The 24,329-nt window shown below is 71.9% G+C and carries 24 protein-coding genes; 7 read left to right on the top strand and 17 right to left on the bottom strand.

Going from position 1 to position 24,329, the window contains the following annotated elements; all coding sequences use genetic code 11:
* Position 1 precedes the first annotated feature (1 nt).
* Together ACIO9J_RS26530 and ACIO9J_RS26525 are read right to left on the bottom strand one after the other, a co-directional pair.
* The gene (locus ACIO9J_RS26530; protein WP_402004483.1) at positions 2-1,219 is read right to left on the bottom strand and encodes a hypothetical protein; all 1,218 of its coding nucleotides are present in this window, start codon (positions 1,217-1,219) and stop codon (positions 2-4) included.
* A 180-nt stretch (positions 1,220-1,399) separates the two neighbouring features.
* Positions 1,400-2,395, bottom strand: coding sequence for a LysR family transcriptional regulator (locus tag ACIO9J_RS26525; protein WP_402004480.1), 996 nt, complete (start codon positions 2,393-2,395; stop codon positions 1,400-1,402).
* 222 nt (positions 2,396-2,617) lie between these two features.
* Here ACIO9J_RS26525 and snpA point away from each other — a divergent pair, with 222 nt between their 5' ends.
* Positions 2,618-3,274, top strand: a complete 657-nt coding sequence (gene snpA / locus ACIO9J_RS26520) for a snapalysin (RefSeq protein ID WP_402004477.1) — start codon at positions 2,618-2,620, stop codon at positions 3,272-3,274.
* Between the two features lie 134 nt (positions 3,275-3,408).
* Here snpA and ACIO9J_RS26515 read toward each other — a convergent pair whose 3' ends face one another.
* The 5 genes from ACIO9J_RS26515 to ACIO9J_RS26495 form a co-directional block, all read right to left on the bottom strand.
* Positions 3,409-5,412, bottom strand: coding sequence for an FUSC family protein (locus ACIO9J_RS26515; RefSeq protein ID WP_402004474.1), 2,004 nt, complete (start codon positions 5,410-5,412; stop codon positions 3,409-3,411).
* Positions 5,413-5,456: 44 nt separating this feature from the next.
* Positions 5,457-6,482 (bottom strand): endonuclease/exonuclease/phosphatase family protein, encoded by a 1,026-nt coding sequence (locus tag ACIO9J_RS26510; RefSeq protein WP_402004471.1) that lies wholly within the window; start codon positions 6,480-6,482, stop codon positions 5,457-5,459.
* A 129-nt stretch (positions 6,483-6,611) separates the two neighbouring features.
* Positions 6,612-7,475, bottom strand: coding sequence for a hypothetical protein (locus tag ACIO9J_RS26505; protein WP_402004468.1), 864 nt, complete (start codon positions 7,473-7,475; stop codon positions 6,612-6,614).
* A gap of 157 nt (positions 7,476-7,632) precedes the next feature.
* Positions 7,633-8,481, bottom strand: coding sequence for an ABC transporter permease (locus ACIO9J_RS26500; RefSeq protein WP_402004465.1), 849 nt, complete (start codon positions 8,479-8,481; stop codon positions 7,633-7,635).
* Positions 8,478-9,488, bottom strand: a complete 1,011-nt coding sequence (locus ACIO9J_RS26495; protein ID WP_402004462.1) for an ATP-binding cassette domain-containing protein — start codon at positions 9,486-9,488, stop codon at positions 8,478-8,480. Before ACIO9J_RS26495 ends, ACIO9J_RS26500 begins: the two co-directional genes overlap by 4 nt.
* Before the next feature lie 129 nt (positions 9,489-9,617).
* Here ACIO9J_RS26495 and ACIO9J_RS26490 point away from each other — a divergent pair, with 129 nt between their 5' ends.
* Positions 9,618-10,028 carry an SH3 domain-containing protein gene (locus ACIO9J_RS26490; protein WP_402004459.1) on the top strand — a complete coding sequence of 137 codons (411 nt, stop codon included), beginning with the start codon at positions 9,618-9,620 and terminating at the stop codon, positions 10,026-10,028.
* 64 nt (positions 10,029-10,092) lie between these two features.
* Complete coding sequence (locus tag ACIO9J_RS26485; protein WP_402004456.1) at positions 10,093-10,470, top strand: hypothetical protein; 378 nt, start codon at positions 10,093-10,095, stop codon at positions 10,468-10,470.
* A gap of 4 nt (positions 10,471-10,474) precedes the next feature.
* Here the strand turns inward: ACIO9J_RS26485 and ACIO9J_RS26480 are convergent, their stop codons facing one another.
* From ACIO9J_RS26480 to ACIO9J_RS26460, 5 genes are all read right to left on the bottom strand, one after another.
* Positions 10,475-11,632, bottom strand: a complete 1,158-nt coding sequence (locus ACIO9J_RS26480; protein WP_402004453.1) for an oxygenase MpaB family protein — start codon at positions 11,630-11,632, stop codon at positions 10,475-10,477.
* A 56-nt stretch (positions 11,633-11,688) separates the two neighbouring features.
* Positions 11,689-12,744, bottom strand: a complete 1,056-nt coding sequence (locus ACIO9J_RS26475) for a polyprenyl synthetase family protein (protein ID WP_402004450.1) — start codon at positions 12,742-12,744, stop codon at positions 11,689-11,691.
* On the bottom strand, positions 12,734-12,994 hold the full coding sequence (locus ACIO9J_RS26470; RefSeq protein ID WP_402004447.1) for a polyprenyl synthetase: 261 nt from the start codon (positions 12,992-12,994) through the stop codon (positions 12,734-12,736). Before ACIO9J_RS26470 ends, ACIO9J_RS26475 begins: the two co-directional genes overlap by 11 nt.
* 371 nt (positions 12,995-13,365) lie before the next feature.
* Positions 13,366-14,832, bottom strand: coding sequence for an MFS transporter (locus ACIO9J_RS26465; protein WP_402004444.1), 1,467 nt, complete (start codon positions 14,830-14,832; stop codon positions 13,366-13,368).
* On the bottom strand, positions 14,832-16,118 hold the full coding sequence (locus ACIO9J_RS26460) for an SGNH/GDSL hydrolase family protein (RefSeq protein WP_402004441.1): 1,287 nt from the start codon (positions 16,116-16,118) through the stop codon (positions 14,832-14,834). The genes ACIO9J_RS26465 and ACIO9J_RS26460 overlap by 1 nt, the downstream gene beginning before the upstream one ends.
* A 28-nt stretch (positions 16,119-16,146) precedes the next feature.
* On the opposite strand from ACIO9J_RS26460, the gene ACIO9J_RS26455 reads away from it, so the two are divergent.
* Entirely contained in the window at positions 16,147-17,181 is a 1,035-nt protein-coding gene (locus tag ACIO9J_RS26455; RefSeq protein ID WP_402004439.1) for a LysR family transcriptional regulator, read from the top strand.
* Positions 17,182-17,523: 342 nt separating this feature from the next.
* Here ACIO9J_RS26455 and ACIO9J_RS26450 read toward each other — a convergent pair whose 3' ends face one another.
* Together ACIO9J_RS26450 and ACIO9J_RS26445 are read right to left on the bottom strand one after the other, a co-directional pair.
* Entirely contained in the window at positions 17,524-17,955 is a 432-nt protein-coding gene (locus ACIO9J_RS26450) for a hypothetical protein (protein WP_402004436.1), read from the bottom strand.
* A gap of 33 nt (positions 17,956-17,988) precedes the next feature.
* Complete coding sequence (locus ACIO9J_RS26445; protein WP_402004433.1) at positions 17,989-18,444, bottom strand: ATP-binding protein; 456 nt, start codon at positions 18,442-18,444, stop codon at positions 17,989-17,991.
* Positions 18,445-18,580: 136 nt separating this feature from the next.
* Between ACIO9J_RS26445 and ACIO9J_RS26440 the strand changes: the two genes are divergently transcribed.
* The 3 genes from ACIO9J_RS26440 to ACIO9J_RS26430 all read left to right on the top strand — a co-directional run bounded on the left by ACIO9J_RS26440 (position 18,581) and on the right by ACIO9J_RS26430 (position 20,407).
* Positions 18,581-19,459, top strand: coding sequence for a Scr1 family TA system antitoxin-like transcriptional regulator (locus ACIO9J_RS26440; RefSeq protein ID WP_402004430.1), 879 nt, complete (start codon positions 18,581-18,583; stop codon positions 19,457-19,459).
* Positions 19,389-19,670, top strand: a complete 282-nt coding sequence (locus tag ACIO9J_RS26435; RefSeq protein ID WP_402004427.1) for a DUF397 domain-containing protein — start codon at positions 19,389-19,391, stop codon at positions 19,668-19,670. The genes ACIO9J_RS26440 and ACIO9J_RS26435 overlap by 71 nt, the downstream gene beginning before the upstream one ends.
* Before the next feature lie 107 nt (positions 19,671-19,777).
* A complete protein-coding gene (locus ACIO9J_RS26430) occupies positions 19,778-20,407 on the top strand; it encodes an NADPH-dependent F420 reductase (RefSeq protein ID WP_402004425.1) in 630 nt (209 codons plus the stop codon).
* Positions 20,408-20,414: 7 nt separating this feature from the next.
* On the opposite strand, the gene ACIO9J_RS26425 is transcribed toward ACIO9J_RS26430, so the two are convergent.
* The 3 genes from ACIO9J_RS26425 to ACIO9J_RS26415 all read right to left on the bottom strand — a co-directional run bounded on the left by ACIO9J_RS26425 (position 20,415) and on the right by ACIO9J_RS26415 (position 24,128).
* Positions 20,415-21,617, bottom strand: a complete 1,203-nt coding sequence (locus tag ACIO9J_RS26425; protein ID WP_402004422.1) for a helix-turn-helix domain-containing protein — start codon at positions 21,615-21,617, stop codon at positions 20,415-20,417.
* Positions 21,618-21,832: 215 nt separating this feature from the next.
* Positions 21,833-22,837: an SGNH/GDSL hydrolase family protein gene (locus ACIO9J_RS26420; RefSeq protein WP_402004419.1), complete on the bottom strand. Its 1,005-nt coding sequence runs from the start codon at positions 22,835-22,837 to the stop codon at positions 21,833-21,835.
* Between the two features lie 106 nt (positions 22,838-22,943).
* Positions 22,944-24,128, bottom strand: coding sequence for an abortive phage infection protein (locus ACIO9J_RS26415; protein WP_402004416.1), 1,185 nt, complete (start codon positions 24,126-24,128; stop codon positions 22,944-22,946).
* Positions 24,129-24,329: the final 201 nt, after the last annotated feature.

The following is a 24,329-nucleotide window of genomic DNA, read 5'->3' as shown; positions in this document are numbered from 1 at the left end:
GTCAGCCGTTCTGCTTGCGGCGGTACAGCGCGAAGCCGAGGCCGGCCGCGCCGAGGGCCGCCATGCCGCCGCCCGCGGCGATCAGCGGGGCGTCGTCCGAGGTGCTGGTGACGCCCTCGGAGCCCGCCTTGACGCCGCCGCGCGGGACGACCGTGTCGCCGTCCTTCTTGTGCTGCGGCTTGGTGCCGTTGCCGTGGGTCTTGCCCTCGACCCAGCCCTTCATCGTGCCGTCGGGGTTGAGCACGAAGTGGGCGCCGTTGTGCTGGCCGTACGCGGCCTTGGTGCCGGACTGCTTCAGGGTGTCCCAGACGATCTTCTTCGCGGAGTCGGTGGACTTGGCGATCAGGTCGGCCTGGTAGCCGTTCTTGACCTTGTAGACCTTGGCGTCGAAGCCGGTGCCGCCGAGGTTCTTGTACTCGCGCACGAAGGTCCGCTTCTCCGGCTGGGGCTTGGGCGGGGTCGGCTTGGCCTTCATGGTGACGGTGCCGTCGGGGGACAGCGTGAAGGTGTTGCCCTCGATGGTGGTCGTGGCGGACTTCGCGTAGGCGGTGAGCGAGCCCTTGGCGGCGCCGTCGTGGGAGATGGCCGCCTTGGCGGTGCGCGCGGAGGCGTTGACCTCGACCTTCGCGGTCCAGCCCTTGCCGAGGTCGGTGGTGCCCTTGGACTCCCAGCCGCCGACGACCGGGTCCTTGTCCTTCTTGACCAGCTTGGCGGTGACGGTGCCGTCGGGCGAGAGCGTGAAGGTGTTGCCGCCGATCGTGGTGCTCGCGGGCTTCTCGTACGCGGTGAGCGAGCCCTTGGCGGCGCCGTTCTGGGAGATCGTCGCCCTGGCGCTGCGCGCGGAGGCGTTGACCTCGACCTTCGCGGTCCAGCCCTTGCCGAGGTCGGTGGTCCCCTTGGACTCCCAGCTGCCCGGCTTGGGCGTCTCGTTGTCCTTGTCCTTGGACTTGTCCTGCCCGGTCTCGTCCTTGCCCGTCTGGTCCTTGCCGGTCTGGTCCTTGTCCTTGCCCGACTCGTCCTTCTTGTTCTCGTCCGGGTTGGTCTTGCCCTCGTCCTTGCCGGACTGGTCCTGGGAGCCGGTCTGCTCGTCCTGCGCGACCTGGCCGTGCGGCGTGGCCGGGGCGTCCGACGCGAACGCGGCCGTGGTCGGGACGGCCAGTGCGGCGATGGCTCCGGTGGCGATGGCGGCGGTGCGGAAGGTACGGCGGGTGGCGCGCATGGTGGTGACTTCCCTCGTTGATGTTCTGTCCGAGTTTGTGCCCCTTTGCGGTGGCGACAGATATGAAGCTACGGGCGTCATGTGTGCGTCATCCGTAGGGAATGTAACAAGTGGCCGCAGGCCGTGACCCAGTACCGTAAAACGGCGAAAATAGCAGGTCAGAGGGTGTTTTGCCGAAGGTCACCGGCTGGCAGGGACCAATGTCCCGCCGGACGTTCCGCGGGGCTCGGCGGGCGTTCCCCGGGTCTCGCCGGCCTGGAGGAGCCACTCCGTATAGGCGGGCGACTGCCCCGCCGCCTCCCAGTAGGCGGCGTCCAGCTCGCCGTACACCGCGTTCAGCTCGTCGTCGGTGCGCGCCGCCAGCAGCAGGCGGACGCCGAGGGGGTCGCCGTGCAGGGGGCGTACGGCCATGTCCGCCCGCGCCCGCGAGGTCGGCTGGCAGAGCGCGACCACCTCGCCGGTGGCCACGAGGGAGGCCGCCGTGTGGTAATCGCCGTGCAGGACAGGGGGGTTGAGCCCGGCCGCGGTGAGCACCCGGCGCAGCCCGTCCCACTCGCCGTCCACCGTCGGGTCGACCATCCAGCGGTCGGCGGCGAGTTCCGAGAGCCGTACGACGGGGCTGTCCGCCGCCGGATGATCGGCGGCGAGCGAGATGAACTGCGGCTCGCGGTCCAGGAGCACGCGTCTTCGCAGGCTCTCCGGCAGCCGCAGCGGGCAGCCCTCCACCTCGTGCACGAAGGCGACGTCGAGCTGTCCCGCCGCCACCATGCGCAGCAGGGCGTTGGCGGACACGTCCATCTGGAGCGAGATCTCGGTGCCGGGCAGCCGGCCGCGCAGCTTGCGCAGCCAGCCCGGTATGGCCCGGCTCGCCGTGGAGCCGATGCGCAGCTGCGGCCCCTCGACGGCGCGGGCCGCGGCCGCCTTCGTCTCGCTCACCAGGGCGCGCATCTCGGTGACCAGGGGCCGCGCGCGGCTGAGGACGACGCGGCCGAGCGGGGTCGGCCGGCAGCCGGTGCGTTCGCGGGCGAAGAGCTGGCCGCCGAGCGCCTGCTCGATGCGCCGCAGTTGGGTGGTGAGGGACGGCTGGCTCATGCCGAGCTGGCGCGCCGCCTTGTGCAGGCTGCCGCTGTCGGCGATGGCGCACAGTACGCGGAGGTGCCTGACCTCGAGCTCCATGGTCGATGAGAGTAGAGGCGGTACGCCCGTCGCACCAGACGCCCAAACCCCATGAGAACCAGCCGTTCTGGGCAGGCCGGGACCGGGTGATAGGCCCGTGCTATCGCCAGTTGCCATCATCCCCAGGGGCCTCATGCTCCCCGACACTCACAGGCACCGAACCGTTCACCTTTCATCGATCGCCCCACGCGATCGTCGGAACGAGTAGGGAGCCCCCCACACATGAGCAAGCGATACCTGTCCGTCGCGGCCGTCCTCGGCCTCACCGTCGCCGGCCTCGGCGCGACGTCGGCCACCGCCGCGACGACGACCTCCACGGCCACCGCGCGGGCCTCGTACGCCAATTACGCGGGTTCGCCCGCGGAGGCCAAGGCGAACAAGGCGTTCTTCGAGGCCGTGGTGAAGGCCGTCGCGGAGAAGCGCGCGGCCAACCCGGGCGCGAAGTCCGTGACCGTCACCTACGACGCGTCCGGAGCCCCCACCTTCGCGCAGCAGATAGCCAACTCGACGTCCATCTGGAACGCGGCCGTCTCCAACGTCAAGCTCCAGGAAGGCAGTTCGGGAGCGAGCTTCGAGTACCGCGAGGGCGATGACCCGCGTGGCTCGTACGCGAGCACGGACGGGCACGGGAGCGGGTACATCTTCCTGGACTACGCGCAGAACCAGCAGTACGACTCGACGCGGGTGACCACGCACGAGACCGGGCACGTGCTGGGTCTTCCCGACACGTACGACGGGCCGTGCAGTCAGCTGATGTCCGGGGGTGGGCCCGGTCCCTCCTGCACCAATCCGCAGCCTGATGCGAATGAGCGGGCGCAGGTGAATCAGTTGTGGGCCAACGGGCTCGCGAAGGCGCTGCACAAGGTCAATAAGGGCTGAGTCGGTCGAGGGGGGGCGGGGAGCTGCGGGCCGGTTGTGGCTGGCCGCGCAGTTCCCCGCGCCCCTGAGTACGACGGCCTCGTCCCACCGTCCGGCGCGGCCCCACCGGGGGTTCGCGCAGTTCCCCGCGCCCCTTAAGGGGCCGAGGCGATCGCTCTCGCTGCGGCCACCTCCTGGCGGAGGGGTTCCAGGACGCTGTCCTTGGGGCCCACGGTGAACGCCGCGTGGACTTCCTCCAGGGTGTCGGAGGAGCGTAGGCCCTGGGCCAACCCCGTGAGCTCGCGGGCGACTTCGGCCACCTCGTCGGGCCCCGGGGCCCGCGCCCCGTGCCGGATGCGGACCCTCGCCGCGGTCGTGGAGTCCAGGATCCGCTCGACCGCGACGACCAGCGGCCACCACGCGGCGGCCCGCGTCCCGGTGGGCGGCGGTTCGGTCAGGGCGCGCTGGAACTCGGAGCGGATGACGGACAGGTCGCGGTAGAGGCGCCGCCGCATGCGGGCGCGGGCGGCCGGGTCCTCCGGGGTGCCGAACGCGCAGTCCACGTACGCCGCGGTGTCGGCCACCGCGTCGGCGAGCCGGTCGCCGATCCGGGTGCCCCAGCTCTCCGGCCACAGCAGGTACCCCGCGACGAGCGCGATCGCGCACCCCATCAGGCTGTCGACGAGGCGGGGCAGGACGAGGCCGAGGCCCTGGTGGTTGAGGATGTCCGACAGGAGCAGGATCACCGGGGTGATGGCCGCCGTCTGGTAGCCGTAGCCGCGCGTGGTCAGCGCCGGGATGAGCGGCGCGAGCAGCATCATCACGGGCACGTCCCACCAGCCGTGCGGCACCTCCGCGAGGACGGCCGCGGCGACGACGAGACCGGCCGCGGTGCCGAGCGCGCGCAGCACGGCGCGCGAGAAGACCGAGCCGAAGTCGGGCTTGAGGACGAACGTGATGGTGAGCGCCACCCAGTACGACCTCGGTACGTCGATGAGCGACACCAGGGACTGGGCGATGCCGATGCAGAGCGCGAGCCGCAGGCCGTAGCGCCAGGACGCCCCGGACATCAGGACGTTGCGGGCGGCGCGGCGGGCCCGGACGCGGAGCGCGGCGGGGCGGCCGAGGCGGTCGTCGGTCCCGATGGCGCCGAGCGGGTCGGGGTCGTCGAGGGTCTCGGCGGCGTGCCGTACGGCGTGGTCGAGGGCGCGGGCCACGTGGTCCTGCGGCTCGGGGAGCCGGTCGGCGGTCCGCTCCGCGGCCGGGCGCGCGCCGGAGGGGTGCGCGGTCGCGCCCCGTTCCACGGTGTCGGCCAGGGCGCGGACCGAGGCGGGCACCTCGGCGGGCAGCCGCACACAGGCGTGCCGGGCGGCCTGGTCGGCGGCGGGGGCGGCCTCCACGATCGGGGTGAGGGCGTTCAACTGGGCGACCAGGCGCACCAGATCGGGGCTGCGGCCGTGGTCGCGGGCGCGGCGGGCGAGGACCAGGTCGTAGCTCTGGTTGAGGGAGGCGGTCACCGCGGTGCGCGCGTCGTCGTAGGTGTCCGTGCCCGCCGCGTCCAGGAGCGCGGCCACGCTGCGGTACGAGGCGGCGACCGCGGCCCGCTCGGGGACGCCGGACCGCAGCGGCCAGGCGAGCAGGGCGAGCGTGAGGACGAGGAGGCCGCCGCTGGTCATCAGGAGCGGGGCGAGCCACCACTGGCCCGGCATCGGGAGCCCGGCGCCGACCACGCAGTTGAGCAGCAGGAGCAGCCCGGAGACGGAGGCGACGGCGCCGATCGTCGACATCATCCCGGAGACCAGCGCGACGAGGGTGACCGCGCCGACCGCGAGCCAGCCGTGCCCGAAGACGAGCGAGCCGAGGGTGACGCCGAGGGCGCCGAAGAGCTGCGGCACCGCGATGTTGAAGATCCGCATGCGGTAGGCGTCGGCGGTGTCGCCGATGACGCCGGAGAGCGCGCCCATCGAGGCGAGCGCGCCGTACGCGGGCTGCCCGGCGAGGATGCCGATCGCGAGCGGCAGCGCCATCGCGACGGAGGCGCGGGCGACGGCGGCCCAGGGGATGGGGGCGGACTGCGGCTTGAGGGACCTGACCAGCCAGTCCGGTGGGGTGAGGGGTCTCAGGGAGACCGGACGGGCGGGGTGGGGCGCACGGGGCATGCGCCCATTATCGGCACTTTACGTAACTTGCTCTGGCCGCAGGATCAACGCTCTGTTTCGTTCTTGCCTTCCTTGTGGAGGGTGAGCGTGACGACGAGGGCGCGGTGGTCCGTGTCGCCGATGTCCAGGAAGCGGGCGTCGCGGGCGGCGAAGTCCGGCGTGGCGAGGACGTGGTCGATCTGCGCGCCGAGCGGGGCGGGCGCGGCGGCGGGCCAGCTGGGCGCGCGCGAGGACCCGGCGATGCGGGCGGCGTCGCGCAGGCCCGTGTCCAGGACGGCGCGGAAGGCGGCGTGGTCCTGGGTGGCGTTGAAGTCCCCCGCGACGATGGTGGACCTGCCCTTGCCCGCCGCCGCGTAGTCCCTGATCTCGCCCATCTCCGACTGCCACAGGTTCACCTGGCGGGGCATCGGGGGCATGGGGTGGGCGAGCTGGAGCCGCACCGGGTGCCCCTTCACGTCGGCGACGGCGCCGGGCATGCCGAGGGTGGCTTCGATGCCGGCGGCGCTCTTGAGCGGGACGTTGGCGAGGATGACGGATCCCTCGGCGCCGGTCGCGTCGACGGCCGCGCGGTAGGGGTAGTCGGCGTGCGGCAGTTCCTTGCGGAGCAGTGCGGCGCAGCCGTGGTCGCACTCCTCGACGAAGAGCAGATCGGGCCGTTCCTCGCGCACGGCACGGATGAGACCGGGGGTGCCCTGGCCGAATTCCACGTTCGACGTCATGACGCGCAGCTCGGCAACGGGGGCACCCTTCGCTTCGTTGGCCTGCCCGTACGGCTCCATGTACCAGGCGACGAGCCCGAGCGCGGCGACGCCCCACAGCATGCCGACGCGCCACCTGGCGAGCACGGTCAGCAGGAGTCCGGCGCCCGCGGGGACCAGCAGCCAGGGCAGGAAGGCGAGGAGCTGGGGGACGGGGGTGAAGCCGTCCGAGTCGGCGACGCGGAAGCCGATGACGGTGCTGACCCCTGCGAGGAGCAGGCCGCCGGCCCAGGCGGCCGTCTTGCCCACACGGCGCGGGGCGTGCCCGTCCGCCTCGTCCTCGGTGTCGCGGGCGGCCGTCGTGGTGTCCAAGGCGTCGGCCTCTCGTCGTCGGGCGGTGCTACCCGGATCCTCTCTCAGAGACGGGGTTCGACAGAGGGCGGTTGCTCGTTCGCCCGGCCGCGGGCGGGTGGGGGCTGGTCGTGCGGTTCCCCGCGCCCCTTAGCGCGGTTCCCCGCGCCCCTTAAGGGGCCCGCCCCTCAGTCGTCCGGCCAGCCAGACCCCCAGGGCCACCAGCGCCCCCGCCCCCATGACGATCCACGAGGTCGTACGGAGGGTCTGCGTCAGCGCGTCGTACACCGCGCCCGCCGCGCCGCGCGAGAGGTCCGGGGGCACGTCGTCGAGGGTGAGGGCGCGGCTGACGGCGACGGCGATCAGGAGGGCGGCCGCGGCGAGGGCGGCGCCGAGCGCGACGGCGACGAGGGCGCGGCGGCGGCGCTCGGCGAGCAGCACACCGGCCACGGCGCACACGACGGCCGCGACCGGCAGCCAGATGCCCGCCACCTGAAGGGTGTGGAAGACGGTCCGCAGTCGCCCGAGGTCCTGGGCCTGCATGATCGTGACGTCCGTGTGCCGTACGGGGATCCGGCCCGCGAACGGCACGCCGTCGTCCTGCAGTTGCTTCTTGACCTGCTCGGTGACGGGCGCGAGGTCGATGGTGACCGCACTGGCGCTGTCGTCGTTCAGGGCGCGCATCACGGCGTCGTGGGCCGCGCGGTTGGCGGCGTTCCAGGCGGTCTTGAAGGCGGCGGTCCCGGTGAACGAGCCCACGGCCTCGCGCACGAACGACTCGACGGTGCCCTGGAGCGGCCCGGCGTCGATCCCCTTCGTCACCGACTCGGTGACGGCGTCCGTGACGGCCCCCCGCACGTCGGAGTCGGAGGCGAGCGGCGCCATCGTGGCGACGTAGTTGCCGGTGTCCGCGATCTCGTACTTCGCCCAGGCGGAGAGCGTGCCGAGCGGGACGAGGAGGCAGGCGACGACGAGCAGGACGACGGAGGCGGCGCTGCGGACACGTTTCGGCACCCTCCCAAGGCAAGGCCCCGGTCACCGGGGGCGCGACCGGGGGGACTGCATATGGGGCAAGGAGTACTCCGCGCGGTGCCGGCTTCCGGGCCCGCCCGCGCGTGCCTGCCTCCGGTGCCCGCCCGCCCGCGCGTGCCTGCTTCCGGTGCCCGCGCGCCTACTTCCGGTTGTAGAGCCGCATCGTCACCGGCCCGAACACCGCCACGAGCACCAGCGCCCAGCCCAGCGTCCACAGCAGTTCCGTGGTCGCCGACGTGCCTTCCATCAGGGCCCGGACCGTCGAGGCGACGTGGGTGATGGGGTTGTTGTTGACGAAGGCCTGGAGCCAGCCCGGCATGGTCTCGGGCTTGACGAAGATGTCGCTCAGGAAGGTCAGCGGGAAGATCACCATCATGCTGACGCCCATCACCGACTTCTCCGTGCGCAGCAGCAGGCCGAACATCGTCCAGATCCAGGAGAAGGCGAAGGAGAAGACGAGCAGTACGGCGATCCCGGCGACGACGCCGAGGAAGCCGCCGTGCGGGCGGAAGCCCATGATCAGGCCCACGGTCAGGATGACCACGGAGGCGATGGCGTAGCGCAGGGCGTCACCGAGCAGGTAGCCGACCATCGTGGAGGGCCGCCAGATCGGCAGGGTGCGGAAGCGGTCGAAGACGCCCTTCTCGATGTCGGTGTTGACCGAGACGCCCGTGTACATCGTGATCATGACGACGGACATGACCAGGATGCCGGGCAGCAGGTACTGGATGTACTCGCGCGGGGATCCGGCGAGCGCCCCTCCGAAGAGGTACGTGTACATCAGCACCATCATGATCGGGAACGCCGTGACGTCGAAGAGCTGTTCAGGGACGTGCTTGATCTTGAGGATGGCGCGCCAGCCGAAGGTGAGGCAGGCGGAGAGCGCGCTGGGCCTGGCCGGGCGCTCGGTGGCGATGAGGAGTTCGGCGAGGGACTCGGTCCTGACCGGCGCGAGGTCCTGGGTCTCGGTGGTGGTCGTCGTACTCATGCCGTGGCCTCCGTCGCCCGGCGCTCCGCCGGTTCGTGGTGGGTGGCGTCCTCGCCCGTCAGCGCGAGGAACACCTCGTCGAGGCTGGGCTGCCCCAGCGCGAAGTTGTCGACCGTGATGCCCGAGCGGGCGAGTTCGGCGAGCGCGCGCGACGCCTGTTCCGCGGCGTCCCCGCCGCCCTGCTCGCCGTGCGTGCCGACCCGGGCCGTCAGCGCGACCGGGTCCGGCTCCAGCTGCACCTCCGCGTCGAGCACCGCGCCGAGCAGGCCCGCCGCCTCGTCGCGCCGCGCGGCGTCCCGCAGCCGTACGTGCACGGAGCCCGCGCCGACCGACGCCTTCAGCTCGCCCTTGGTGCCCTCGGCGATCACTCGGCCCCGGTCGATGACGGCGATCCGTGCCGCCAACTGGTCGGCCTCGTCCAGGTATTGGGTGGTCAGGAGCACCGTCGTGCCGTGCCCGACGACCGCACGCACGATGTCCCACACCTGGTTGCGGCTGCGCGGGTCGAGGCCCGTCGTCGGCTCGTCGAGGAAGAGCAGGTCGGGGGTGTTGAGGATGGACGCGGCGATGTCGATGCGGCGCCGCATGCCGCCCGAGTAGTGCTTCACCTGCCGGGCGGCCGCCTCGGTGAGCCCGAACGCTTCCAGGAGCTGTCCGGCCCGCTCGCGCGCCGCCTTCTTGGCGTGGCCGGTCAGCCGCCCGAGGAGCACCAGGTTCTCGGTCCCCGTCAGGTCCTCGTCGACCGACGCGTACTGCCCGGTCAGGCTGACCCTGGCGCGTACGGCGTCGGCCTCGCGCACCACGTCGTGGCCGAAGACGTGCGCCTCGCCCCCGTCGGGCCGCAGCAGGGTGGCGAGCATCTTGACCGCCGTGGTCTTGCCCGCGCCGTTCGGCCCGAGCACTCCGTAGACGGTGCCCGCGGGGACGGTGAGGTCGATGCCGTCGACCGCGCGGTTGTCGCCGAAGGTCTTGACCAGACCCGCGGTCTCGATGGCCAGGCCGCTCATGTCCGTCCGCCCTCTCGCATGGAGTTCCGTCAGGAGTACAGACCGTGCGCCGCACGGAAACTCATCGGCTTCCGGTGGAGCGTTCGCCCGAACGGGTGTTTCCTGGATGAGGGGGCGAGGAGGCAGATCATGCGCATCGCTCCGATCCTGTCGGCGACGGCCGCCGCGGCCCTGCTGACCTTGGGAAACGTCGCCACGGCCAGTGCCGCGAGCCCTGCTCACGACGACGACGGCGGCGTCATCTGGGGCACCGTCGTCTCCGGCCCCGATCTGAACGTCAGGGACCAGCCGAGCACCTCGGCGTCGATCGTCGCGACCCTTCCGTACGGCAGCCAGGACCGCGTCCAGTGCGCCACCTGGGGCACGAACGTGAACGGCGACCCGTCCTGGTACTGGCTGGTCGGCGTCCGGGGCTGGGTGAGCGCGGCCTACGTGGACACGAGCGGCCGCCACGTGCCGAGCTGCTCGTCCCACGACGACCCGTGCCCGCGGTGGCGTGACCACGACTGCCACGACTCCTGCGCCGACCACCACAACTGACCGCGGCCGACGCACTGACCGCACCTGACGTACCCGACCGCACCTGACGACGAGAGGAACCGTCATGGCACACGCCTCACCCGCCACGACCGGCGCACGGGCGCTGTCCGCCCACTGGGCGGGCCCCGCGCTCCTGGGCATCGTCTACGGCATCTGGGCCGCGGGCATCCGCCGCGACGCGGGCCCGATCACCACCGGCAACGTCCTGTTCGGCGTGGTCGCCGGAGTGGTCGTCGCCGCCGTGTACTTCGCCCTGCGCCGCACCGCGCACCGGCTGCCCCGCGAACTGCGCGCCCTGTCCTGGACGGCCTTCGCGGGCATCGCGTTCGGCTTCCTCTACAGCCTGACCGACGCGACGGTCCTGCGGTCGGTGATCATGTCCCTGGTGGTCGCGGCGGGCGTCTTCGCGGCGACGTTCTACCGCTACTACACGACCGAGTGACGGCTCACACCGTGGCGGCGGGCGGGGTCCACCGGTGCGTGCGGGGCACCCCGGTGGAGACGTCGTACTCCTTCTTGAGCTGCTCGGGAATGGCGTAGTGCATGACGCGTCCACGGGTGAGCGAGGACAGTTCGAGGACGCTGGTGAGGTGGCCGACGCGGTCCAGCGCCCAGGCGCCGAGCGGGGAGCGGTCCTCGATGCTCTCCAGGACGCCGAGGAGGTGGGGCACGGCCTTGACGAGCGTGTCCCACGGGGTGCGGGGCACCGCGAGCCAGTCGGCGCAGGTGTCCCCGACGAGATAGCGGATGAGGGCGGAGACGATCGGGTCGAGGAGCGTGCCGGGCACCACTTCCTCGTAGAGGTCGATGAGCTGCCGGGTCAGGTGCGCGCCCTCCTCGGACGGGCCCATGTGCCGGAGCATGTACAGGTCGAGGAAGTGCCGTGCCTCGTCGAGGGTCTTGGGGACGGCGTCCTGGTCGACGCCGAGCATCGCGCCGACCACGCGCCAGGCGTAGTAGTACGCCTCCGCGCCCTCCGTCGACATGTGGATGCCCAGGCGGTGCAGGCTGTCCAGGACGAGCATCGAGAAGAACATCTGCCCGCCGATCATGTCCTCCTGACAGATCGGCGTGCCGAGCGCCGCGGTGTCCCACCGGTTCTCGCGTACGAGGTGGTGGCGGATGGAGGCGTGCAGCAGGCGGACCTTCTGCGCGGCGGGGATGAAGCGGCTGCCGCTCTCGAAGGCGTCGGGCCGCATCAGATAGACGGTGAACTGGCCGGTCTCCGCCATGCGTTTGGAGGGGTACTTCAGTCCGTGGGTGGCCGAGAGCAGCTTCGCCACGGTCGGTACGACGTAGCAGGCGGGCATGGCGGCGAAGGACAGCGCGGTGGAGATGTGCACGTTGTTGTCGATGAAGAACAGGCGGGCCTTCTCCATCTCCCCCCAGTCCACCCAGGCGGGCGGGACACGGGTGGCTTCGAGGTATTCGCGCGCGACGTCGGGGAGCCCGTCCGGCAGGGGCGCGCCCGCCGTGGAGACGTAACGCATCAGGCTGTTGAAGGTGCCCACCTCTCCCCGTTCGAAGAGGGTGGCGACGGTGGCGTCGGCGAGCTCGTCACCGGCCTGGCGCAGGGAGTTCATCGATGCCTCGGTGCAGTTCATGGCAGGTTCCTCGGCTTCCACGGAGAGGCAGGACAAGGGGAGTCGGCACGGGCCGTTCAGGAGAGCCGCAGCGCGGCCGAACCGGCCAGCTCGGTCAGGGCGGCGGTGGCGTGCGACGGCACTTCCAGCTCGTGCAGGGCGTCGAGCGCTTCCGTCACGCGCGCGCCGATCATGTCCTCGACGCGGGCGGGCGCCCCGAGCCCGAGCATCAGCTCGCGCACCGCAAGCAGCCCCGCCCCGTCCTGGTCGCGCCGGCCGAGCAGCGAGCCGAGCCGCGCCCGCTCGTCGTCGTCGGCGAGCCGCCAGGTCTCCGCGAGCAGGGCGGTGGGCCGTCGGCCGCGTACGTCGTCGGCGTTGGCCTTGCCCGTCACGTCCGGGTCCCCGAACAGGCCGAGCAGATCGTCCCTGAGCTGGAACGCCTCGCCCAGCGGCAGCCCGTACGCCCGGTAGCCCTCGCGCAGCCGGGTGCCCGCCCCGGCCAGGGCCCCGCCGATGAGCAGGGGCTGTTCGACGGTGTACTTGGCGGTCTTGTAGCGGATGACCTTCAGCGAGGCCGTGGTGTCCGGGTCGGTCCCGGTCCGCAGGATCTCCAGGCACTCGCCCGCGATCAGCTCACGGGCCATCACCGCCCACAGCGGGCGGGCCCGGGACAGATACGCGGCGGGCAGCCCGCTGGTGGCGAACAGCTCCCCGGCCAGCGCCATCAGCAGGTCTCCGACCAGCATCGCCAGTGACCTGGCCGCGGCGTCGGCGCGCGGGCGCCCCCGCACGGTGGTGCGCAGGGCCCGGTGCGCGGTGGGCCTGCCGTGCCGCAGGGGGCTGTCGTCGATGAGGTCGTCGTGCACGACGGCGGCGGCGTGCACGAGTTCCATGGAGGCCGCGGCGCGGACGAGCGCGTCGCTGTCCGGCTGGCCCGCCGCGCGCCAGCCCCAGTAGCAGAAGGCCGACCGCAGCCGCTTGCCGTCCGCGACGGCGGCCTCCAGCTGCCCGGCCACCGGGCCGAGCAGCGGATCGATCTCCGCGAACCGGTCCGCCTCCTCGGCGACGAACCGGCGCAGTGCCTCGTCGACCCGGCTCTTCAGCGTGCTCTCGCCCGAGGGGTCACTCACCATCGGCGGCCCTTCGGGCGAGGGCGTGGCGGGCCAGGATCTCCAGGTGGGCGGGGGGCGGGGCGGTGTACCGGTCCAGTACGAGACGTCCCCTTGCCAGGAGTTCGTGTTCGGCCTCTGTGGCCAGGGCGGGGGTGTCGGAGCGGTGCAGTGCTCCTCGTACGGTCTTCAGTGCGGATCTCGCCGTGTCCACTGCCAGGTCGGCCAGCCCCGCCACCAGCAATAACGGTCGTGGTTCTTCTCCCGATGCCATGCTCCGAGCATCGCGCCCCGCGAAGCGCGACCGCGCCAAAACTCCCGACCGAGCGATCCCCTAGCTAGACCGTACGGATCCCCGCCACCCCCGGCCCACACCCGATAAACCTCAGCCCTCCGCGCGCTGTGCCCTGCGGGCGCGTCGTGCCTGGCCGCGCAGTTCCCCGCGCCCCTAAGAGATCCCCCCTGCCCGCGCGTTGTGCCCTGCGGGTGCGTCGTGGTTGGCCGCGCAGTTCCCCGCGCCCCTAAAAGATCACCCCCCCGCCGCTGGTGCTGAACGGTGGCGTAGGGGCGTGTGCTTTAGGGGCGCGGGGAACTGCGCGAAACCCCGGGGGGCTAGTGCTGAACGGTGGCGTAGGGGCGGGTGGCTCAGGGGCGCGGGGAACTGCGCGGCCAGCCACGACGCAGCCGCAGCCGCCCAGGCGAGCGCAGCGCCCCCGTCGCGAGGGCGGAACCCACAAGCACCAGCAAGGAGTTGACGAGGACCGCGGCGGTGACTCCGGAGAGGATCGGCGACGGCCCCGTCTCCGCACCCGTCCGCCCCGCAGCGACCGCGCTCATCACAGGAATCCCCAACGTGATCCCCACCTGTTGGGTCATCGTGGCGAGCCCCGTCGCAAGCCCCTGCAAGGAATCCGGCAGACCCGACGTCGCCGTGACCATGAAGCCCACGATGAGCAGCATGTTCCCGACGCCCCCGACGAACGTGGCCGCGAGCAGCAGGTACAGCCAGCCCCCGGACGTACCGAGCGCCACGAGGGAGAGCGTGGCCACCGCCTGGATCACGCCCCCGGCCAGGATCGTGGACACGTTCCCGTAGCGTCCGACCACCCGCCCGCCCAGCGCCCCGCCCACGACCGTCCCGAGGCCGAGGACGCCGAAGGCGAGACCCGTGGCGAGGGCGGAGTAACCGAGGACCTCTTGGAGGTAGAGCGTCAGGAGGAAGACGAGTGAGGTCTCCGTGGCGAAGGCGATGAGGCCCGCCGCGTTGCCCCAGACGACCGTGCGGCGCCGCATGATGCGGACGGGCACGAGCGGCGCGGCCGAGCGCCGTTCCACGTGCCAGAAGGCGATGAGCAGGACGGCGCCCGCGAGGAGCGTGCCGAGCGCGCCGGGGTCGGTCCAGCCGCTCTCGCCCGCCCTGGTCAGGCCGTAGACGAGGGCGAGCAGGCCACCCGTGACCGTGATCGCGCCGGGTACGTCGAGGCGGTGCTTGCAGACGATCCGCGAGTCGGTGAGGAGCGCGGGGGCGAGGGCGACGACCGCCGCCGCGACGGGCACGTTGATGAAGAACGCCCACCGCCAGGAGAGCAGGTCGGTGAGGAGCCCGCCCAGGATGGCGCCGGTGGTGAAACCGGCGGACATGAGCGCCCCGTTGAGCCCGAGCGCCCGCTCCCGCAGCGGCCCTTCGCGGAACGCCGTGGTGAGCAGGGCGAGCCCGGCCGGGGTGACGGCCGCGGTGGCCAGACCCTGCAACACCCTTGCGGTGAGCAGGACTTCGGGGGTCGTGGCGAGGCCGCCGAGCGCGGAGGAGAGGCCGAGCAGGACCATGCCGCCGATGAAGATCCGCTTGCGGCCGAAGAGATCGGCGATCCGCCCGAACAGGAGCGTGAACCCGGCCGCGGCGAGTGCGAAGGCGGTGGCGATCCACGGGAGGTGGGCGAGGGAGAAGCCGAGGCCCTCGCCGACGACGGGGAGTGCGACGTTCAGGATGGAGAAGTCCACGGCGATCATGAACTGGGAGCCGAGGAGGAGAGTGAGGGTCAGCCTCTGACGGGACGTCATCCGTACGTCCCCGGGTGTGCGTTGCCCGATGTCGGCGGTGGTGGTGGCCATCAGAGCGTCTCCAGGTCCACCGCGCGGGCCATCGCCCGGTAACCGGCGTCGTTCGGGTGCAGGTGGTCGCCGCTGTCGTACGCGGGGGCGATCCGCTCCGGGTCCGCCGGGTCGGCGAGGGCCTTGTCGAAGTCGACGTACGCGTCGTACGCGCCGGAGGTCCGCACCCACTGGTTGAACTCGTCGCTCACGGCCGCCGCGTGCGGTCCGTAGTGGTCGGAGTCGCCGAGCGGCAGGAGCGTGGCGCCGACGACCTTGACTCCCTTGGCGCGGGCCTCGCGGATCAACTTCTTGTGTCCGTTGATGAGTTCGCGGGCGGAGACGACGGGCGCGGGCTTGTAGGTGGGCTTGTCGGTCTCGCTGTAGCCGATGTCGTTGAGTCCTTCGAGGACGACGACGGTGCCCGTGCCGGGCAGGTCGAGGGCGTCGCGGGAGAACCGGTTGGCGCTCTTCTCGCCGTACCAGGCCGAGTCGTTGAGGACCATGTTGCCGCCGATGCCCGAGTTCAGGACGGGCCGCTGCTTGCCCGCCTTGGCGAGGCGTTCGGCGAGGGCGTCGGACCAGCGGCGGTTGAGGTCGGTGGAGGAGGCGAAGCCGTCGGTGATGGAGTCGCCGAAGAGGACGACGCCGTCGCGCCGCGAGGTCCGGTCGTGGCCGTCGCTGACGTCCACGCCGGAGAGGTAGTACCAGGACTCGGTGGACTCGTCGAAGGCACCGGACCCGGTGTCGGCGGTGTGGTCGCCGTCGGCGCGGTAGGTGGTGGCGAAGGACTGGGCGTGGAAGGTGGCGGGACCCGTGGTGCCCGCGAGGTGCAGGGTGACGGTCACGGACTCGAAGGCTTCGAGGTCCAAGTCAGCCTGATCACTGCTGAGTTGGCCTCCGGCGGGAATGGAGACCGCCCGCTTCCCGTCAAAAGTGAGGCGTCTGACCGAGCCCTTCTCCACCGATGCCCCCTTCGTCGTACGGGCGACGGTGGCGGACGCGATGCGCAGCGGCGAGGTGCCGTACGCGTTGGAGAGGCGGATGCGGGCTCTCTCGCCGCCCTCGGTGACGCGGACGACCTGGCGCAGGGTCTGCTTGTCGAATCCGGCCTCCGACCAGTTGGCCTTGAAACCGGTGCTGGGGCGCTGCGGCGAGGCGGCCCAGGCGGCGGTCCAGGCGGCCGCGTCGACGTTCTCGCGGCGGTCGGGGGAGGCCTGGGCGCCGGTCACGGCGAGACCTCCGGTGAGGGCGAGCGCGGTGGCGGCGGCGGTGGCGACGAGGGTCTTGCGGGCACGCGAAATCATCGGGATCTCCTGGTGGTTGAGGGAGCGGGTGTCCGGTCCGGCGGTCGCCGTCCTGACTCCTCAAAGATCCGCCGATCGCGCTCCCCCATCAACGGCGATTCATGGAACGATTGCCACGATCACGCTTATCGATGCAGGTCACAGGGGGTATGTGGTGGAACGGCAGGAGCTGGAGACCTTTCTGGCGCTCGCGGAAGAGCTGCATTTCGGGCGGACCGCCGAGCGGCTCGTGCTCTCCCAGGCGCGGGTCAGCCAGACCGTGAAGAAGCTGGAGCGCAAGATCGGCGCGCCGCTCTTCGAACGCACCAGCCGGGTGGTGCGGATGTCGCCGATCGGACGCCGGCTGTACGAGGAGATCGCGCCGCTCCACGTACGGATGGAGGAAGCGGTGGCCCGTGCGAAGTCCGCTGCGCGGGGCGTGGACGGGGAGCTGGACGTGGGCTTCCTCGGGTCCGGGGCGGGGACCCTGACCGGGCCGATCCTGTCGGCCTTCCGGGAGCGGTGTCCCGGGGTGGAGGTGCGGATGCGGGAGACGCAGTTCCAGGATCCGCTGGGCGCGTTGCGCTCCGGCGAGGTGGATCTGCTCTTCACGTGCCTGCCGGTGGAGGAACCCGACCTGGAGGTCGGACCGGTCGTGATCGACGAACCGCGCGTGCTCGCCGTGCCGTTGGGGCATCCGCTGGCCGGGCGGGTGTCGGTGTCCCTGGAGGAGCTGGCGGGGGAGACGTTCTTCGGGGTGGTGAACGGGGCGCCCGCGTACTGGTGGGACTTTCATGTGCCGCGGGTGACGGCGTCCGGGCGGGAGATTCTTCGGGGGCGGGCGGTGGCGTCCTTCCAGGAGCTGATGATGCTGGTGGGGACGGGGCAGGGGATATCGCCGGTGGTGGCGTCGGTGGAGAAGTTCTATGCGCGGCCGGATGTGGTGTTCGTGCCGCTCCGTGACGTGCCGAATGCGGAGGTTGCGCTGATCCACCGGGCGGGTGGGTTGGCGCCGCGGGCGGCGGATTTCGTGACTGCGATCCGCGAAGCGGTGTCCCTGAACGGCGGCCCGGCCCCGTACTGACCCCATCCCCGGGCGCGGGCCCCCCGTGGTCTCGCGCAGTTCCCCGCGCCCCTGGACAACTGCCCCCTGCGCGCATTCACCTGCGGCTGCTTCGTGGTTGCTCGCGCAGTTCCCCGCGCCCCTAAAAGATCACCCCCGCCCGCGCGTTGTGATCTGCGGGTGCGTCGTGGTTGGCCGCGCAGTTCCCCGCGCCCCTAAAAGATCACCCCCCCGCCGCTGGTGCTGAACGGCGGCGCAAGGGCGGGCAATTTAGGGGCGCGGGGAACTGCGCGAAACCCCGGGGGGCTAGTGCTGGATCGTGGCGTAGGGGATCTGGTCCGCCCGCGCCGCGAAACCGTTGGGTCAAGCCACCGGCCGGTCCGAGCGATCCGTGCACAGCGCCCAGACCACGAAGATGCCCATCGCGATCGAGATCAACGCCCACACCGGCGTATACGGCAGCCACAGGAACTGCGCCACGATCGCCAGCGACGCCAGCGCCACCCCCGTCGCCTTCGCCCAGCTCGCACCCCGCAGGATCCCCGCCCCCGTGACGGCCACGAGGATGCCGAGGATCAGGTGGATCCACCCCCACGTCGTGAGGTTGAACTTGTAGACGTAGTCGCCGATCCGCTCGTAGACGTCGTCCTTCGCGATGCCCGCGATGCCCTCGAAGACGCCGAGAATGCCGTTGACCAGCATCAGGACACCGGCGAACATCGTGCCGCCCGTCGCCCACATCGACGTCCCTTCCGTGTCGCGGTCCGGCTTCCCGGGCGCACTCGCGCTGCTCATGGCCACCCCTACTTCTTCCTCGACGTCAGGGATTCACAGCGTCCGTCCGGCCCCGTGCCGCTGCGAGCGGGCCGCGTCCGAACGGGTGACCGCCCCCGCCGGCTCCGGCCCCTTCGTGTCGCACTCGAACCACACCGTCTTCCCCGCCGTGGCCCCTCCGCGCGGCACGGGCCGTACGCCCCACCGGTCCGTCACCGCCGCGACGATCAGCAACCCCCGCCCACCCTCGGCCAGTTCCGCTCCCTCCTGCTCCGCCCGGCCCGGCAGCCGCGCGCACCCGTCCGCCACCTCCACCCGGATTCCCGCCTTCCTGCGCAGGATCAGCAGGTCACAGCGCCGGTCCCGCACATGCCGTACGACATTGGTGACCAGCTCGGTGAGGGCCAGCTCCGCGGTGTCCCTCAGCTCCTCCATCCCCCAACTCGTCAGGTAGGTACGGAGGATGAAGCGCAGATGCCGTGCCGAGTGCTCACCCAGAGTGAGGCTCATCCGGTACGTCCCCCGAACGGGCAGTGGGGGGTGGGGAGTTACGTGATTCATGTCACCAGCGTGGGGTCACCTGATTACGCTGGGCTACGACATGAACCTCACGCTCTCCGGCGTTGGTTAATGGGGGTGCCCGCACATGGTCAACATCCGCGACCTCGACCCCAGCGCGTCTCCGCTGGACTACTACGGCTCGGAGCTGAGGCGCCTCAGAGAGGCGGCCACGCTCAAACAGGGGCAGCTCGGTTCCATCATCTTCGTCACCGCGTCCCTCATCGGCCAGGTCGAGACGGCGAAGAAGGTCCCGACGAGGGACTTCTCCGAACGGGTGGACGCCGCGCTCGGTACGGATGGGGTGTTCTCTCGGCTGGTGGGCCTGGTGCTGCGTAGCCAGTTGCCGTCCTGGTTCCAAGCGTACGCGGAGATGGAGGCGCGGGCGACGTTCATCTCCACGTATCAGGCTCAGTTGGTCTACGGACTTCTCCAGACCGAGGAGTACGCCCGTGCTGTTCTGGCCACCGGCATGCCGAAGAAGCTCGACGACTTGGTTGCCGCGCGAATGGAGCGTCAACGCATTCTGGAGCGTGAGCGTCCACCGTTGACTTTGGTGATTCTCGACGAAGCGGCACTGCACCGGCCCATCGGTGGCCGGAGAGTAATGCGAGACCAGCTTGGTCATCTGCTGGAGCTCGCCGACCGACGCTGGGTCAGCATCCAGGTACTGCCCTACGCGGCAGGTGAACACGCGAGCCTGGTCGGCTCGTTCAACCTGCTGCGGTTCGACGACGACCCTGAGCTCGTCTATACGGAAGACCTGATCTCGGGCCACATGACCGCCCACCCGGAAACAGTCCGCGAAGCCCACCGCCGTTACGCTAACTTGCAGGCCGCCGCCCTCTCGAAGAGGGAATCGGCGGAACTGATCAGGCGCGTAATGGAGGAACGCTATGGCGACCAGTCAGGACCTGCCCAACGCGCGGTGGCGGAAGTCGTCGTACAGCGGGAACACCGGCGGTGACTGCGTCGAGGCCGCGCCTCTCAACGGCGCCACATGGCGTAAGTCGTCGTATAGCGGAAGCAATGGCGGCGACTGCATAGAGATCGCCCCAGCCCCCCGCAGGGCAATCGCCATGCGGGACAGCAAGAACCCCCACGGCCCCACCCTCACCGTCACGGCCCACGCCTTCGCCCACTTCGTGGAGGCCGCCGGCAGCGGAACCCTCCGGTAACCACCGGGACGTAGGGGAGCCGGGTCCCCCGGACTACGCCCTCCGTTCCGACTGGGCCCGTCCCGGGACCGATCCGCCCGCGACCCGCCAGAACCTACGGTCACCGCATGCGAATTGGACTTCTCGGAACCGGAAACGTAGCGAAGGCACTGGCTCAGGGGTGGCGGGAGGCGGGGCACGACGTTCTGCTCGGGTCGCGTCGGCCCGAGGAACGGAAGGACGTCGGGCTGCCCGTGGCGGGGCTGCGCGAGACCGCCGCGCACGCCGAGGTGCTGGTGAACGCCACACCCGGCAACGTCTCCGTGGAGCTGCTGCGGTCGATCGGGGCGGATGCCGTCGACGGCACCGTCCTGATCGACGTCGGGGTGGGGCTCACGGACGACTTCACGGAGCTTTCGCACCCCAACAGCAGCCTGGCGGAGCTGATCCAGGAGGCCTTTCCCCGTACGCCCGTCGTCAAGACGCTCTGCACGATGGACTCCACGGCGATGACCGCGCCGGACGCGCTGGAGGGGCCGAGCACCGTGTTCCTGTCCGGCGAGGACGCCGCGGCCAAGCGCGTCGCCGGGGCGCTGCTCACGGACCTCGGCTGGCCGGAGTCGGCGCAGCTGGACATCGGGGGGATCGTGACCGCGCGCGGTCAGGAGCACTTCGCCCTGCTGTTCATGGGCATCGCGAACGGTCTGGGCACGCACACGTTCAACATCAAGGTCGTCGCGCAGGGGCAGGGCCGCTGAGGGGGGCCTACGCGGCCAGGGACTCGGCGACGAGCCGCCAGATCTCCGCGGCCAGGCTCATGTCGCCGCCGCGCTGGGCCTGTTCGGCGAGGTCCCGCAGGCCGGTGAGGGCCGTGTCGCGCTCGCCGTCGTGGAGCAGTACGCGGTGGCGCAGTACGTCGAGGCCGATGCGGTCCTGGGGCGTCAACAGGTCGTCGTGGCCGACCAGTCGGTCCAGGACCGTGCGTGCCTCGTCGATGCGGCCGGTGGCGACGGCGAGGCGGGCGCGTACGGCGAGCAGGCCCTGTCCGATCGCGGGTGAGCCCGCGAACGGCAGGACCGCCGTGATCTCGTCGGCGCGCTCGCGTGCGGTCTCCGTCCGGGGCGGGTCGGTCAGGAGGCCGGCCCGCGCCGCGTCGAGGCGCAGCCGCATCCACAGCGTCAGATCGTCCCTGCCGTCGAACTCGCCGACGGCCCGGTCCAGCAGCTCCGCCGCGCCGCCGGGGTCGTCCCGGCGCAGCCGGGTGGTGGCCACGGCCCACAGCGCCTGCGCCCGTGGCGCTCCCGTGGCGTCCTCGGCCGTGGTCAGGAGTTCGCCGGCGTACCCGGCGGCGTCGGCGTCCCGCCCGGCCGCAAGCAGCGACCACACCAGGGCGAGCAGCGCCTGGACGCGGACGTGCGCGGGCAGCCGCTCGCTCCTGGCGAGCCGGTGGGCCCGTGCGGCGGTGTCGACGGCGGGCGCGGTCTCGCCGGTGTCCCGCAGGCAGCGGGAGAGTTCCGCAAGGGCCCTGGCCCGCAGCTCGGGCAGGGCGATCGTCGTGCTGAGGGCGACGAGCTCGTCCAGGCGGGCGCGCTGCTCGGCGTGCTCCGCGCGCCGCCCGTGCCACGCGGCGACCTGCCGGAGCGCCTGCCAGCGCAGCAGCGGATCCTCGCCCCCGGAAGCCTTCAGCGCCTCGCTGAGCGCCGCGCCCGCCTCGTCCCTGCCGAGGCCGGTGGCGAGCGTCAGGGCCCGCGCGAGGGTCGTCACGGTGGACTGGGTGAGTTCGGCGGCGCTGATGCCGAGTTGCGCGGCCAGATGCGCGACCGCACGCTCGGTGGGACGGCGTGCGCCGGACTCCAGGCGGGAGAGGTAGCCCGCGGACATGCCCTCACCGGCCAGCGCGGCGAGCGTGAGGCCGCGTTCGGTCCGCAGCTCCCTGAGCCGACGGCCGAAGACCGGCTGATCGGGCATGGCGGAACTCCTGGGTGAGGGTGGCGACCCCTGGGCGACGGTGGCGCCGGACGTCGTCCCGCGGGCGTCCCGGCCGGGCTGTGACCGGCTTGCCCGCAGGCAGGCAACATCTTGCCATCCGACCCCTCGTGCGCTTGCCTCCCTGGCAACTCGGCGTGTCACTTTCGTGCCGGGTGCGCGGTGGCGGCTCGCCGGTCCGGGCGGCCGGGCAGGCCCTAGGACGCCTTCGTCACCGCGCTGGTGATCTCCGCCGCCATCCTCCTGATGCCGGGCGAACGCACCGGACAGGGACGGGACTTGGGCGTCGTCGGCGCCAGACAGAAGTGCAGGTAGTCGTCGCCCCGGTGCAGGGCGGTGCGGCCCTGGCCGGGTTCGGTGCAGTACGCCGGGTTCCGCGTCTCGTACGCCGTGCACGGCAGCTTCTCGGTCCACTTGTAGCGGCCGGAGGCGGGGGCGACCGCGCGGCCCGCGTCGGCGAGCAGCCCGCCGGGGGACTTCGCCTGCGCCGCGTAGATCTCGTTCACGCGCCGCACCCGGTCCGGCGTGATCGGATCGGGCCCCTGGAGCACCCACACCACGCGCGTCCCGCCGCCGCCCGCGGCGCGGATCTGCGCGGCGAGGCGCCGCGCGTCGGCCGCGTACCGGTCGAAGTACTTCGCGGGCTCCTTGTCGTACGTGATGCCGTCCATGCACGGCGTATAGCCCCACGCGTTGCCCCAGAACTGGAGCACCACGTAGTCGGGCCGCCGGGCCCGCACCAGCGCGGCGGCCTTGTCCTTGTCGGGGACGAGGGAGTCCTCGCCGGTGCCGTCGAGGTAGTCGCAGAGGGTGGTGCCGGAGTAGGGCGCGCTGCGGTAGCGGGCGCCGAGGCCCTCTCTGAGCTGCGCGCCCAGCACGTCCTGGTTCTCCATGGCCAGCGAGTCGCCGAGATAGAGCACGTCGGGGGCGTGCGCGGGCTTCTCGCGGGTGTCCCGCGCGGCGCGCCTGCGGGTGGTGGAGGACGCGGACGGCGACGGCTCGGGGCGGGCGTGGCTGCCCGGGGCCTCCGGCACGTCGGCCGGGTTCGTGTCCCCGGACCCGGACCCCGGATCGCCGCACGCACCGAGCAGCAGCGCACCGGCGAGCGCGCCCGCGCCCCACGCGGCCGCCGCCCGGGTGCCCGCCTTCCGCGAGCCCGTGCCTACGCCCGTGCCCGCGCCCGTGCTCCACAGCTTCCGCATGCGGCAACTCCCGCCCCAGACAGCCGAAATGGCCCTCAGGCAAGCACATGCGGGACGGCGAGGGAAGGCATCCGCGTGCCAAGTGCGGGCGCCCCGGCGGGCGGCGTCAGCGGCGGGCCGCGCGTTCGAAGCGCCGGGAAAGCGCGTGGAAGGACTCCTTCGGCTCCCAGTGCCAGGGCGACTCCGGGTCGTCGGGGCGCTCCCTGACCGTCTTGACCAGGCTGTAGCTGGAGGCGTCGAGGTCGTAGCGGGGCTCGTCGGCGCGGTGCGGGGACTCGGGGCTGACGAAGTCGTAGACCAGGGCCGCGTACAGGTTCATCGAATCGAACGCGTCGAAGACGTCCAGGAGGTACGCGGCCTGCGTGCGCTCGCTGCGCTTGATGCCGGGGGCGAGCTCGGGCGGGTCCTTCGTGTAGTCGACGGACTCGTGCCAGCCCATCCCGCCGTCCTGCGGCGCCCCCGCGTACGTGCAGCAGCCGCACTCGGTGATCGCCACCGGCTTGCCCCAACGCAGGTGCGGGGCAAGGTCCTTGACGTACCCCGCCCTGTTCCGGTGGTACCCGTAGTAGTTGACGCTGACGATGTCGAAGAGCTTCCAGTCGACGTCCTCGTCGTGCGCGGCGCCGTAGGTGAGCGGCCCGTGGAAGACGGAACGGCCGGTCTTCGCCGCCTCGGCGACGAACGCGCGGAGCTTCCTGGCCATCTTCTCCGGGTCGAAGTTGCCCTTGAGGAGGTTCTCCACCCGCTCCATGGCGTCCGCGCCGGGCACGATGCCGGGCACGTACAGCACGAACTCGCAGCCCACGCTGAGGTGGACGTCCGCGCCCTGCCGACGCAGCCGCTCCGCCCGCCGCCCCGTCTCCGCCAGGTGGTCGAGGATGTCCCGCTCCGGCACGTCGCCCAGGCGCGGCTGGAGCCAGACGCGCAGACCGCGCTCGGCCGCCTCGTCGGCGGTGGCCGCGAGGCGCTCCACGCCGTCGCCGAAGACGGACACGGCGTTGGCGTGCAGGTCCTCGCGGACGGCCCGCAGGTCCCCGCGCATGCGCGCGGCCGTCCAGCGCGTGGCGTGCGACTCGCCGTCGCCGACCTCGTAGCAGACGCCGCGCTGGGCCAGCCCCCGCCGCTCCCCTGTGCCGGCGGGGGCCGGCCTGCGGCCGGGGGCATCGGCGGGGCCGGTGGCGCCGGCCCGTCCGGTGCCCAGCAGGCCGCCGGTCACCGCGACGGCACCGACGGCGCCCGCTCCCGCCAGGAAACGACTCCTGCTGATTCCTTCACGTCGAACAGAGCGCACAGCGCCTCCCGTGACCGGCCGCGGCCCACTGCCGCCGCACGGGTCCCAGCGTGGCCGGGGCAGGGGGAGCGGAGCGTCTGACTTTGGTCTACGGGGCCGCGCCGTTGGTCGTAACGCAGGTGCGGGGATGGCTGCTTAGGTGCGGCTGCCCAGGTGTGGCCGTGTGGGCCCTGTCCGCCGGGATGTCCGCCGGGATGTCCG

This window comes from Streptomyces sp. NPDC087300 (genome assembly GCF_044744425.1).
GTDB lineage: Bacteria > Actinomycetota > Actinomycetes > Streptomycetales > Streptomycetaceae > Streptomyces.
Note: the sequence above shows the minus strand (reverse complement) of the source record. Positions and strands in the feature narration are given on the sequence as shown.

Coding starts and splice junctions, on each gene's coding strand:
- ACIO9J_RS26450 (WP_402004436.1), bottom strand. CDS start 17,955: ATGAGCAGCGCGAGTGCGCCCGGGAAGCCGGACCGCGACACGGAAGGG.
- ACIO9J_RS26480 (WP_402004453.1), bottom strand. CDS start 11,632: ATGAACTGCACCGAGGCATCGATGAACTCCCTGCGCCAGGCCGGTGAC.
- ACIO9J_RS26500 (WP_402004465.1), bottom strand. CDS start 8,481: ATGAGTACGACGACCACCACCGAGACCCAGGACCTCGCGCCGGTCAGG.
- ACIO9J_RS26515 (WP_402004474.1), bottom strand. CDS start 5,412: ATGCCCCGTGCGCCCCACCCCGCCCGTCCGGTCTCCCTGAGACCCCTC.
- ACIO9J_RS26430 (WP_402004425.1), top strand. CDS start 19,778: ATGCGAATTGGACTTCTCGGAACCGGAAACGTAGCGAAGGCACTGGCT.
- ACIO9J_RS26460 (WP_402004441.1), bottom strand. CDS start 16,118: ATGATTTCGCGTGCCCGCAAGACCCTCGTCGCCACCGCCGCCGCCACC.
- snpA (WP_402004477.1), top strand. CDS start 2,618: ATGAGCAAGCGATACCTGTCCGTCGCGGCCGTCCTCGGCCTCACCGTC.
- ACIO9J_RS26465 (WP_402004444.1), bottom strand. CDS start 14,832: ATGGCCACCACCACCGCCGACATCGGGCAACGCACACCCGGGGACGTA.
- ACIO9J_RS26435 (WP_402004427.1), top strand. CDS start 19,389: ATGGCGACCAGTCAGGACCTGCCCAACGCGCGGTGGCGGAAGTCGTCG.
- ACIO9J_RS26425 (WP_402004422.1), bottom strand. CDS start 21,617: ATGCCCGATCAGCCGGTCTTCGGCCGTCGGCTCAGGGAGCTGCGGACC.
- ACIO9J_RS26495 (WP_402004462.1), bottom strand. CDS start 9,488: ATGAGCGGCCTGGCCATCGAGACCGCGGGTCTGGTCAAGACCTTCGGC.
- ACIO9J_RS26470 (WP_402004447.1), bottom strand. CDS start 12,994: ATGGCATCGGGAGAAGAACCACGACCGTTATTGCTGGTGGCGGGGCTG.
- ACIO9J_RS26485 (WP_402004456.1), top strand. CDS start 10,093: ATGGCACACGCCTCACCCGCCACGACCGGCGCACGGGCGCTGTCCGCC.
- ACIO9J_RS26525 (WP_402004480.1), bottom strand. CDS start 2,395: ATGGAGCTCGAGGTCAGGCACCTCCGCGTACTGTGCGCCATCGCCGAC.
- ACIO9J_RS26490 (WP_402004459.1), top strand. CDS start 9,618: ATGCGCATCGCTCCGATCCTGTCGGCGACGGCCGCCGCGGCCCTGCTG.
- ACIO9J_RS26440 (WP_402004430.1), top strand. CDS start 18,581: ATGGTCAACATCCGCGACCTCGACCCCAGCGCGTCTCCGCTGGACTAC.
- ACIO9J_RS26530 (WP_402004483.1), bottom strand. CDS start 1,219: ATGCGCGCCACCCGCCGTACCTTCCGCACCGCCGCCATCGCCACCGGA.
- ACIO9J_RS26420 (WP_402004419.1), bottom strand. CDS start 22,837: ATGCGGAAGCTGTGGAGCACGGGCGCGGGCACGGGCGTAGGCACGGGC.
- ACIO9J_RS26445 (WP_402004433.1), bottom strand. CDS start 18,444: ATGAGCCTCACTCTGGGTGAGCACTCGGCACGGCATCTGCGCTTCATC.
- ACIO9J_RS26475 (WP_402004450.1), bottom strand. CDS start 12,744: ATGGTGAGTGACCCCTCGGGCGAGAGCACGCTGAAGAGCCGGGTCGAC.